We start from the raw sequence: 11,836 nt of genomic DNA on the forward strand, positions 1-11,836 counted from the left end.
CTGGGACGCGCCGAAATCATAGCCCAGACCGTTGTGAGTTATTAACTAATCTTACTTCTAAATGAAAAAATCCCCAATCTTTTTAGTTTGCTTCTTGCTTTTAACTAGTTGTCTCAAGGAATCGCATACTCGGTTTTCTATGGAGGAAAACCAAGTGATTCTTGTAATTACTCAAAACACAACAAAAGAGGAATTAGCACAAATCGCTGCTGAGTTAAAGGCGAAAAGAAATATTGATATTGACTATTCAAAATCTCAATTCCTATCCAATGGGAAGATATCAGAGGTATATTTAAAAGTGGATTGCAACGATGGCTTCAAAGGATCTACTCATTATAGTTCTTCTGGCCTAAAGTTTCAAAATGTTGGTTTTATGAGAGACTACAGGCCTGACAGTAGTAAAGTCTTTCATATTGGAAAAATGTAGATAACAACTCACAACAAAGAACTGAGCTGAAAAACAAATAAAATTCAGTTCAATCTACCCACAAAATTCGGATCGTAATCCATCCCTGACCTTGATATTCCATAGGCCTGTTTGATTAGTTTATTACACACAGCAATCAGTGCCAGTTTTTTGCTCTTTCCCTTTAAAACTATCCTGTCAAATAATGCCTTGCATTGAGGGTTATGAATACTGGCGGTAAAACTGCACAGAAAAAGATGATTGCGTAGCAAAGGGTCCCCGATCTTGCTTATCCTGGACCTGCCCCTTACACTGCTGCCTGAACTCCTTTCATTGGGAGCCAATCCAAAAAAGGAAGATACCTGGGACGCACTCTCGAAATCACGGAACCCATTGGTAGATACTATCAAGATCATGGCCGTTTTCCTCCCTATTCCGGGTATGGTGTTCAACCGCGAATAAAGGTCTTGTTCATTCGACCTTATCAACTGCTCCATTTCATGTTCGAGCAGATCTATTTCCTTGTCCAATTGTTTTATCTGTCGCTGTATCGATCTTACAAGCTTACCCTTTGCCTGCCCACCTGTCAATAAGGAATGTAGCATGTTCTTAAGGGCCGTTCGCTGTTTGAAATAAAGTCTGATGCCACTTTGATTTCTTTTACATTCCACAATATAAGAAGCCTCCGGGGACCATAACAACAACGGTTGTTCCTCTGCATATCCGCATATCATCCTCGCATCGCTCTTGTCCGTCTTGACTTGGTTCAGCTTCATCTGTATGAAACGTTTAATGACCAAAGGGTTGACAACACTCAATGAAATTCCCTCTTCATAAAGGTAAATGGCCAAACGCTGGTGGTAACACCCCGTGGCCTCCATAACACACCAATGGTTTGCGGTTAGTCTTTTCTTGAAAAAGCAAAAACCTTTTTGGTTATTCTCAAATTGAAAATGGCCCGTGAGGGAATCATAAACATCTATGGTATCCTTTGAGATGTCGATCCCTACAAAAATTGTAATTTTATCCATATCTTGATTTTATTAAGAACAATACCAAGGGCATACAGCATCCTAAAAACAGGTTCCAAAGACCTAGAGAACTGATCGTATTGAATTGGTAAAAGAGCGGGGATTTTCATTGTTGACGGAATCGGAAGTTCCTACGGCTATAGTAACCTTACTCCGCTCTTTTGTTCTTTGGTTATCACTAAGATAAATTAATGAATAACAAACTTAGGACGGCTATAAGTAATTGCTTGCTCTCGCCTTCTTCTGAATCCCGATAGTTATCGGGACTCGCGGATTTTGCTTCGCCAGTTCGCACTGCGTGCTCGTGTCAGTTTGGTGTGTACTTGTAGAGTTTAGTGTTAACCCACGCAACTACTCATAGGTACTGTTCAGATTCTAAGAGAACCATAGAAGGGCGGGAATTCTATGAAACGATATCACCTGTGTATCTAGCCAAGACCTCTCTGTCCCTTCTATTTATATAGCTCTTATTGGTAAAAAGGAAACTACTATATTTATGAATAATAATAGCCCGTATATAAACATACGAGCCGAGACCGTTAGCGGCAATTATGACAAAACAAAAAAGATGAAAAATATTACAGCACTTTTATTATTAATTATCCTTTTTGGGTGTCAAAATCAGGATAATAAGAATACACAAACTAATGAAAGCACAACAAGGGTTCAAGAAAAAAATATTGTCGAATTAGGTGGTGAAGAGCAATATGTAGAAATGACAGGTTCTTCAAATCAATCACCTGTATTACTTTTTTTACATGGTGGGCCAGGTTGGCCGCAGACTCCACATTTGAGATATTTTAATGCTGATTTGACTAACGAAATGATTTTAGTTTCCTGGGATCAAGCAGGGTGTGGTCAATCTTATATGCATAATCCCAATCCGAAAAACCTAAGTCCTGAAAGTTTGGTCAATGATGCACATGAGTTGACGCAGTATCTAAAAAAGAAATTCAATAAAGAAAAAATATTTCTTGTGGGTTTTTCCTATGGTAGTGTTATTGGAATGAACTTAGCCGAAAAATACCCTAATGATTATTACGCCTATATTGGTGTCTCGCAGGTGATAAGTGTACCAGAAAGCTGGGACGTTTCCATGCAATGGTTGAAGGAGAAAGCCCAACAAAAAAATGATACAACAGCGTTAAGGCAGTTGGGTTTAATCGACAAAAAGGACAGCACTGTTTGCGCTACAATTTTGGATTGCTTTATGAGCAAGTACGAACTTGTAGTAAAATATGGAGGAACAGTTTACGATACGGCTATTGCAAAAGAAATTGAGAAAGCGGAAACGATGTATGAAGATTATAAAGACTATGACTGGTTTGAAGCCTTTAACTACACCTCGGCTCGAATGGATGGCGTAGCCTTCACCACGGACATTTCAGATATCACAGAATTAAAGATACCTGTGTATTTTTTGGGCGGTCGTCATGACTGGAACTTACCCAGTGTAGTGGCAGAAACCCATTTAAACAAAATGACAGCTCCTGAAAAGAAATTTATTTGGTTTGAAAAATCAGGACATGAATTAGCGGATGAGGAGGCTAAGAAATTTAATCAAACCATCATTGAAATCGTGAAAGAAAAAAGCCGCTAACAACACCTATACGCAATGCCCTGTGGGACACTGCGCATAGCCAAACCGTTTGTGCCATTTGAGAAAACCCGAAAGAATTAATGAATAGACCGACTAAAATTACTCTATTTGGTTTTTGCATCGTCAAATTAGTTCTTCATTTAATAGCTGACAGCTATTCAGGGTTTCAAGGAGACGAACTGCTACATATTGAAACGGGAAATAACCTGGCTTTTGGGTTTATGGAGTTTCCACCAATTATCGGATTATTGGCATTTATCCAGAACTTATTGCAATCCACATCCGTTTTTGCACATCACATTTTTGCCCATATTGCTGCAATTTTAACGCTCATTTATGTTTCCAAAATCACTATTGAATTAGGGGGGGAAACGAAAGCAATTTTCTTGGTTTTATTGTGTATCATCATCGCCCCAGCATTTGGACGTTCGCAACAGTTATTTCAACCTGTGGTTTTTAGCCAATTCTTTTGGGTTCTGAACTTCTTCTTTCTAACTAAATTTGTTAAAAGTCTTGACCGAACATATTTATGGCTGCTGACCTTTGGCGCGGCATTGGCATTTTTAACTAAATACAATGCTGTCTTTTTCATTTTCGGAGTTTCATCCCTATTGCTTTTTAAATCGACAAGGCAAGCATTAATAAAGCAAAATTTTTGGTGGAATATTATCGTCTTTATCATTTTGATAAGCCCAAATATCATTTGGCAAATCGCAAATGATTTTCCTGTTCTTAAAATGTTTGACCGACTTTATGAAACTCAATTGGATAGACAGGCACCTCCTGAAGTTTTACAAGGCCTTCTTGTGGCATTAAATCCTTTAACATTGCTCATTACTATTCCAGCAATCGTTTCAATGTTCCATCATTCAATGAAAAGCTATAGACCGTTAACGGTATCAATTCTATTATCTATTATCTTTTTAGCATTCAGTCAAGGAAAGGGATATTACTTTTATCCTATTGCACTGACAATTTTACCGTTTGGTGGCGTATTTTGGGAACAAAATATTCTACCAAAAAGAAAATGGTTGATTTATCCAATCGGAATTTTACTTGCAATTGGTGTCTTTTTAATTCCTTTTGGGGTGCCTGTATTTCCATTGGAAAGTTATTTAAAACACGACTATCCGTATGAAAACAGAGATGTTGTAAAGGGTGGTCAATTCAATGTCAGATTTGAGGAAAGGTATTCAAAAGAGAAATGGGCTGTTACATTAAAGGAATTGAAGACTGTATACGACAGCCTGCCAAATCCAGAAAAAAACAACACCATAATTTGGGGAAAACATTACGCACAGGCAGGAGCAGTGAATTTGTTTAACGAGAGGTATGATTTGCCAAAAGCATTTTCTTTACACGGTAGTTTCTACAATTGGGTTCCAAAAGGAGAGATGCCTGAAACCACAATATGTTTAGGTTACAATGTTGGCGACTTTTTTAACGAGTATTTTGACGAAGTAACTGAAGTAAAAACCATTTATAATCCCTATTCGGAGAATGAAGAAGAGTTACAGCAACATATCTACATTTGCAAAAAACCGAAACAAACATATGACGAGTTAAAAACATTATTTAAAGGCCGAGTATTTGAATAAAAAAGGCACACAACAATGTATAAGAGCAATATCGGGTTATGTGGTTAATCGATGGTCTGTGCTTTTAATAAATTTTGGTAGTGACGGACAGTTAATCGCCTTGATATCTGCTACCGCTTTTGTACTTTACCGTTGGAAACAATTAAGAAAAACATGCATAGAATTTCTATTATAATTTTCCTAAACTTCTTTGGAATCATTTGCTATGGACAAAACCAAGCAATTAAAAACGCTTCCATCTGGAATGGCGAAAAAATGATAAAAAAAGATATTTATATCATTGATACAAAACTGAGTTATATAGAACCTGCTGAGGTTGATACTACGATTGACTACTCAGGCAAGTTTATAGTACCAGCTTTTGGAGATTTTCACACACATTTATTTGATGGTGAATATTCAATAAAATATGACTCTCTATTTATATCTAAGGGACTATTTTATACCAACGACTTAGTCAACAACCCAGATGGAAGAGATGAAATGAAAAGTTATTTTAATGAAACTTCAACTGTTGATGTTTCCTATGCTAATGGTTGTTTGACCTCAAACTACGGACATCCAATCGAAGGATATGAACGAATGAGATTTAATTTTGGATGGAATATGACTGCCATTCAAAAGGATTCGTTAAAAGAAAGCAGATTTTATGAAAATAAGACATACTACATTGTTGATAATGAGGAACAAGTGAACGTTAAAATAGACATGTTGGAGTCAACTAACCCCAATTTCATAAAAATAATCCTTTTCAATAGTGAAGAATACTTACAGTCTGATACTATCCCTTTATTCAATAAGGGGTTAAATCCGAAACTACTTCCTTTAATAGTAGAAAGAGCAAATAGCATTAATACGAGAATTGTTGCCCATGTAGAATCGGAATTTGACTTACTAGTTTGTATGCAAGCAGGAATAAAGTATTTTGCCCATCTGCCACAGTATGGATTTGAAAATAGTAGGGATGAAAAAGGTAAGCTTCCAATAATTAGCGATAATACCTTATTTCTTATGAAAATGAATAATGTAAAAGTTAATCCAACTTTAAGTCGGACATTCTCGAACCTGATGTACCTACCTGAACAATATAGGCCAGACAGTATTTCTTTAAAGAAGATAAAGGATTTTCATCAATTGGCTATCAGGAAATTAAAAGAATATGATATTCCAATCTTAAGTGGTGCAGATTTTCCGAATCTTACCGCAGTTGACGAAATCCTGTACTACAATGAATTAAATATTTTTGAGCCTAAAGAGTTACTAAATATTCTGATAAATACGAGTATAGCCATATTTCCAAACCGAAAAATAGGCTTTATTGAAGAAGGATTCGAGGCTAATTTTCTTGTTTTAAATCAGGACCCTCTTTTAGACATAAAGGCTATTAAAACTATCGAAAGTAGGTTTAAGGCTGGTAAGAAACTGAATAAAACTATTGCCAACAACATAAATAAAAAATAGCGGAGTAACTGCTAAACTGAAAGTATAAGTAAAAAATTTAAAGTCAGTTATAATCCGAAAAGTAAGTGTATAAAAGCCGCTACTTTTCATTTCCAAAACTGTTAATTAGCCACAATTAGAAAAAATGAGGCTAGATAAGAACATTTTAGTATTTATCGTCACTCTATTATTATTCTCTTGTAAATCACGACAGAATGGCAAGGATACTTTTATCTCAATCGATGGGACAAAAATCGCATATGCCGATGAGGGAATAGGAGAACTTGTTTTGTTAATTCATGGTTTTATTGTTGATGGAGATGTTAATTGGGGCAAGTCTGAATTAAAAAAACAATTATTGAATCAAGGATATAGAGTAATTATTCCAGATTTAAGAGGTAATGGAAATTCCGATAAACCACAAAATGAAGATGCCTATAAAAATGATGCGGAAATAAAGGATTTAATGGCTCTTATTGACTATTTAGCTGTTGAAAACTATGTGGCTGTCGGGTACTCTCGGGGCTCAATTGTACTTGCAAATTTACTAACTAAAGATAATCGAATTACTAAAGCCGTTTTTGGTGGAATGGGAATTGGGTTCACTAATCCAAATTGGAATAGGAGAATCGATTTCGGAAACGTCTTTTCAGGACGAACTGAACCTAATGAAATGACTAGAGGAGCTGTGAATTATGCAAAGAATGCCAATGTTGATTTTAAAATATTAGGATATCTACAGGATTATCAACCAGAAACAAGTATTACAGAACTTAACAAGATTAGTATAAAGACTTTGGTAATTTGTGGAGATAAAGATATAGACAATGGAAATCCCAAAGAACTACAAATGGAATTACCGAATAGTAAGTTAAGTCTTGTGAACGGAGACCATATGAGTACCTTCAATTCCAAAGGTTTCGCTGAATCAATTATTAACTTTCTGAATGAAAAATAACTGTGGCTAACAATGAATAACCGCAATTTGCTGCGCTGTTCGCTTCGCTCGGAACGGCGGACCATTGGTTCTTAATAAATGAGATCCTACAAGTTGATAATTTACTAACTTACGAACCGCAACTGAGGGTTATACGAGACCGTTGGCGTGCATTCTACAAACAAGAAGTAAACTCAAGTAAAAAATAAAATATTATGAAAATACAGCTCAACACTGACAAAAACATTCAGGGAACAGAGACTCTAGAAACGATTGTATCTGAAAAAATCAATCATGAATTAAAACACTTTGCCGACAAAATATCTCGAATTGAAGTACATCTTTCCGACCAGAATGCTCTTAAAGGAGGCCCAGACGATATACAGTGTAAAATAGAAGCTAGGGTAGAAGGTATGCAACCCGTGATGGTGGTAAGTAAAAATGGTTCAAAAGAAAAAGCAGTTGATGTTGCTGTCAACAAGATGAAGGCGACATTGAGCACTGTATTTGGGAAAATGAAAAATAAATAACGACACGCCAACAAAACCTATACGCAATGCCCTTCGGGACACTACGTAGCCAAACCGTTCTGTTTAATTTTGAAGCAATGAAAAGAATACTTATCCTAACATTTTTATTTATCATCCAAACCGGGTACGCACAAAATCATAAAAAGGAGTTGAATTCAGACTCGAATGTTAAATTTTTCGTTGGCAGTGAAGTAATGAACGCTGAAGACCAGGCGGAAAAACGAATAATTCAATTATGGAAAGACTACTTGTTGGAAGGAAAATTTCAAGATGACCAATCCCCATATTGGTCTTTTGATAACATGAAAATACCTGATGAATATCTATGGGCTGTCGGAGTTCAAAATTTAAACTCCAGAGAATATAAAGTGCAATGTAAAATAATTGGTGTTTTTCCGGCGGAAAATGATTTTTACGCTCTAAAAAGTGCTTTTACCCATATTGACGACAAAGGGGAAATACATTTGGACACCATCGTTTCAATATATGCCAAAAAATTCGACAATAAGTATTTACTTATTAGTAGCGCTGAATATTACAAAAGTGTTCTTGAACATCACAAAGTTGGCAACATAAATTATTACGTGCATCCTTTCCACAAATTCAATCTTGATGAAGCCAATAAAATGAACGAATTCAATGTTTTTTTGGCTCAGGAGTTTAATGTAGAACCTATGGAATTTGACTATTTCGTTGCTAATAACGCGCGGGATATTGTAGACATTTGGGGTTATGAATACATGAAAAAAATGTATATCCCTGTTCAGACGGGCGGTGTTGCGAGCGTTCAAAATAAATTGATTTATGCAGGGAATAATTCGGAATACTATCCCCATGAATTGGTACATCTTTACACTTTCGACTTACTTCCAAAGGATTATCATTTTTGGATTGGAGAAGGCATAGCCACCTTTTATGGAGGTAGCGGCGGATATTCACTGGATTGGCATATTGATAAATTACGGATTTTTTTAGCTAACAACCCAGATATTGATTTGTCGGACTTAGACAATTTGGACAAAGAAATCCCCAATGGGGAGCATAAAACAGACTTTAGATACGTTATTGGCGGATTTCTAATGAAAAAGATTTACGAAAAATATGGCGTTGATGGATTTTTTGAGGCACTCCAAGTGGAAGGAGGCAATGTAAAGGAGTTTTACAAATCCAATGGTACCAATGATTCCTTTTTCGATTTTATCGATAAGAAATTGGGAATAGATAAAAATGAGTTCGACAGTTACATAAAAAAGGAATTAAAAAACTAAACACAACAACGTCTATAATTCATCACGCCACCGGCGTGACAAAATAATAGCCAGGACCTTTGTACAACATTCACAAATAAATAGTTAAAACAGGAAGACCAAGAATGAAAAGAAGAGACTTCAATATAAACATGGCATTGGGAGTGATTGGAGCAACCGCAGTGGTTTCAGGTTGTGAATCCAAAAGTAAATCAAAACTGATAGCTCCTTGCGACGAACCTTTTCTGGTTACAGTAGAATTAAGTAACCAAATGTATGCAAAGGCCTTAGAAATTACAAAGAAAAAGGTGCGTGGAGGGGATAGCGAACCTTTTTTTAAAAAGCCTTTTGTTGACGCAGCTTTTTCTGACAATATATTTCTTTGGGACACTTGTTTCATTGTATGTTTTGCCAAATACCATTTAGATTCATTACCTGTTTATCAGGCGCTTGATAATTTTTATAACCGTATTGAGCCTGATGGGTTTATCTGTAGGGAGTATCGAAATGATGGTAGGCCACTCTGGCCAAAAGACCATCCGGTTTCCATAAACCCCCCATTGCTTGCCTTTGCTGAAACCGAACTTTATTCGGTTAAAAAAGACCTGGAGCGCTTGAAAAATGTATATCCTATCCTTAAAAAAAATTTTGAATTTCACGTGGCCCGCTATCAGGGGGAAGATAAATTGTTTTGGGGCGATACCTTAGGTATGGGAATGGATAATATCCCGCGATTTCCTCGTGGCTGGACAACAGAAGAAGGCAACGGTATGACGCACAAAGAACTAGATGATAAATTGGGTAAGATGAGTGGCTCTACAGGTGAGGAGAAACTGAACAAATTTATTGAAGAATATGTTGGTACGTTACAAGGCGTGTGGAACGAGGAAGGCCGCCTGGTAGATTTAACTGCCCAGATGGCTATGTTCGCACTACAACTGAAATTTATTGCACAAGAAATCAATGAAACATCGGATATTGCCTCGTACGACCTTTTTCATGCTGAAGTAAGTAAGGCCTTAAATGACAAGTGCTGGAACGAAACGGATAGTTACTACTATGATTTAGGTTACGACAAGCAAATCAAACGTAAACACATAGGCATGTACTGGACCTTATTGGGCAAATTAGTCCCCCCAGAGAAAATAGATTCCTTTCTGGGCCATTTGACCAATCCAGATGAATTTTACAGGAAGATACCACTCCCTGCATTGTCTGCAGATGACCAGGATTATAAAGGCTGGGGCGATTATTGGCTGGGAGGAGTATGGGCACCAACCTCCTATATGGTGCTAAAAGGGCTGACTGGCAATGGAAAACAAGAATTGGCACAAGACTTAGCTCAAAAAACATATGATGCCGTAGCTCAGGTCTTTGAAGCGACCAATACTTTTTGGGAAAATTATGCCCCTGATCTGATTTCATACGGTATGCCAGCTAAAAAAGACTTTTGTGGTTGGACCGGGTTGGTGCCCATTGCAATCTACAGGGAATACATTGAAAAGAAATAAAAAAAAGCATTGCACTCATTCCAAAAAAAGAAGCGAGCTTCTTTTTTGAAACTCGCTTATACTTCCACTTTTTTGTGGTTTATATGTACCTCGGGTGGGAATCGAACCCACACTCCCGAAAGAACTGGATTTTGAATCCAGCGCGTCTACCAATTCCGCCACCGAGGCAATAAATAGTTACTTTTTATCTCTTAGTTGTTCTAATTGTTCTTTTCTAATTAATACTTCATCCAGTTCTCTAGCGCACCTGCCTGCCGGCAGGCAGGTCTACCTCCCGATAGGTATCGGGACAGCCACTGAGGCAAAGGGACTGCAAAGCTAAAAAATATTTCTATTTAGTAGCTTAAAATTCTATCCATTTATCCTGAAGAAGCCAAATAAATTCCTAAATTTGCACCTCCTTTGGAAAAAGGGACGCTAAAAAACTAGCGAACAAGCCATTAGCTATGCCATATCAAGTTCCAGAACCAAAAATTTTTGCCTGCTCCCAGAGCATGGTGCTTGGTGAAAAGATCGCCAAATCCTATGGTGCGGAATTGGGGAAGGTATTGTTCTCGCGCTATAGCGACGGGGAGTTTCAACCCTCCTTTGAAGAATCTATCCGAGGCACCCGTATCTTTATCATTGGTTCTACCAATCCCGGTTCTGAGAACTTAATGGAAATGTTACTGATGATAGATGCCGCCAAAAGGGCATCTGCCAGGCATATAACAGCCGTTATACCTTATTTTGGATGGGCGCGGCAAGACAGGAAGGACAAACCCAGAGTGCCTATTGCGGCCAAGCTAGTTGCTAAAATGCTGGAGACAGCTGGCGCCACAAGGATCATAACCATGGACCTGCATGCCGATCAGATACAGGGATTCTTTGAAAAACCGGTAGATCATTTGTTTGCCTCTACCCTCTTTCTCCCGTATTTAAAAAAGCTGGGGCTTAAGAATTTGACCATTGCTTCGCCGGATATGGGTGGTTCCAAAAGAGCCTATGCCTATTCCAAGGCCTTATCCTGTGATGTTGTTATTTGTTACAAACAGCGGGCCAAGGCAAATACCATCTCTCATATGGAGCTCATTGGAGATGTAAAAGATAAGAACGTGGTTCTGGTTGATGATATGGTAGACACCGCAGGAACGCTTACCAAGGCAGCCGATCTGATGATGGAACGTGGCGCTTTAAGCGTGCGGGCTATCACAACCCATGGGTTGCTCTCAGGCAATGCCTATGAAAAAATAGAAAAGTCGAAATTATCGGAATTGATAATTACTGATTCTATTCCAAGTAAGGCAAATAGCGATAAAATAAAGGTGCTTAGTTGTGCCGATCTGTTCGCAGATGTTATGCACAGAGTGCATCATAACACTTCTATAGCCTCAAAATTTTTAATGTAAAAATTAATTTAAATATACATAATGAAGTCAATTACAATCAAAGGATCAAAAAGAGAAAGCGTGGGCAAGAAAGCAGCGAAGGCCCTACGTAATGCTGGAATGGTCCCTTGCGTGGTCTACGGAGGGGAAAAACCGCTACACTTTTCAG

10 protein-coding genes, 1 tRNA gene and 1 pseudogene are annotated in these 11,836 nt (G+C 37.6%); 10 read left to right on the plus strand and 2 right to left on the minus strand.

Annotation, left to right across the window (positions count from 1 at the left end; translation table 11 throughout):
- Positions 1-139: 139 nt before the first annotated feature.
- Positions 140-427: a hypothetical protein gene (locus WBM49_RS12575; protein ID WP_424372401.1), complete on the plus strand. Its 288-nt coding sequence runs from the start codon at positions 140-142 to the stop codon at positions 425-427.
- A 44-nt stretch (positions 428-471) separates the two neighbouring features.
- Here the strand turns inward: WBM49_RS12575 and WBM49_RS12580 are convergent, their stop codons facing one another.
- A complete protein-coding gene (locus tag WBM49_RS12580) occupies positions 472-1,437 on the minus strand; it encodes an IS110 family transposase (protein WP_424372402.1) in 966 nt (321 codons plus the stop codon).
- Positions 1,438-2,005: 568 nt separating this feature from the next.
- On the opposite strand from WBM49_RS12580, the gene WBM49_RS12585 reads away from it, so the two are divergent.
- The 7 genes from WBM49_RS12585 (at position 2,006) to WBM49_RS12615 (ending at position 10,300) form a co-directional block, all read left to right on the plus strand.
- Positions 2,006-3,037, plus strand: a complete 1,032-nt coding sequence (locus WBM49_RS12585; protein ID WP_424372403.1) for an alpha/beta fold hydrolase — start codon at positions 2,006-2,008, stop codon at positions 3,035-3,037.
- An 80-nt stretch (positions 3,038-3,117) separates the two neighbouring features.
- Positions 3,118-4,635, plus strand: a complete 1,518-nt coding sequence (locus WBM49_RS12590) for an ArnT family glycosyltransferase (RefSeq protein WP_424372404.1) — start codon at positions 3,118-3,120, stop codon at positions 4,633-4,635.
- Between the two features lie 153 nt (positions 4,636-4,788).
- Entirely contained in the window at positions 4,789-6,096 is a 1,308-nt protein-coding gene (locus WBM49_RS12595) for an amidohydrolase family protein (protein WP_424372405.1), read from the plus strand.
- Positions 6,097-6,220: 124 nt separating this feature from the next.
- Entirely contained in the window at positions 6,221-7,033 is an 813-nt protein-coding gene (locus WBM49_RS12600) for an alpha/beta fold hydrolase (protein ID WP_424372406.1), read from the plus strand.
- Positions 7,034-7,227: 194 nt separating this feature from the next.
- A complete protein-coding gene (locus WBM49_RS12605) occupies positions 7,228-7,542 on the plus strand; it encodes an HPF/RaiA family ribosome-associated protein (protein WP_424372407.1) in 315 nt (104 codons plus the stop codon).
- A 77-nt stretch (positions 7,543-7,619) separates the two neighbouring features.
- Positions 7,620-8,810 carry a hypothetical protein gene (locus WBM49_RS12610; RefSeq protein ID WP_424372408.1) on the plus strand — a complete coding sequence of 397 codons (1,191 nt, stop codon included), beginning with the start codon at positions 7,620-7,622 and terminating at the stop codon, positions 8,808-8,810.
- Positions 8,811-8,914: 104 nt separating this feature from the next.
- The gene (locus WBM49_RS12615) at positions 8,915-10,300 is read left to right on the plus strand and encodes an MGH1-like glycoside hydrolase domain-containing protein (protein WP_424372409.1); all 1,386 of its coding nucleotides are present in this window, start codon (positions 8,915-8,917) and stop codon (positions 10,298-10,300) included.
- Between the two features lie 86 nt (positions 10,301-10,386).
- Here the strand turns inward: WBM49_RS12615 and WBM49_RS12620 are convergent.
- Positions 10,387-10,468, minus strand: a tRNA-Leu gene (locus WBM49_RS12620).
- A 278-nt stretch (positions 10,469-10,746) separates the two neighbouring features.
- On the opposite strand from WBM49_RS12620, the gene WBM49_RS12625 reads away from it, so the two are divergent.
- Both WBM49_RS12625 and WBM49_RS12630 read left to right on the plus strand, forming a co-directional pair.
- Positions 10,747-11,688 carry a ribose-phosphate pyrophosphokinase gene (locus WBM49_RS12625; RefSeq protein WP_424372410.1) on the plus strand — a complete coding sequence of 314 codons (942 nt, stop codon included), beginning with the start codon at positions 10,747-10,749 and terminating at the stop codon, positions 11,686-11,688.
- 21 nt (positions 11,689-11,709) lie between these two features.
- Positions 11,710-11,836: pseudogene (locus tag WBM49_RS12630) on the plus strand (50S ribosomal protein L25); the annotation flags it as partial.

The sequence above is a fragment of the Muriicola sp. genome (assembly GCF_049669965.1).
Taxonomy (GTDB): Bacteria; Bacteroidota; Bacteroidia; order Flavobacteriales; family Flavobacteriaceae; genus Muriicola.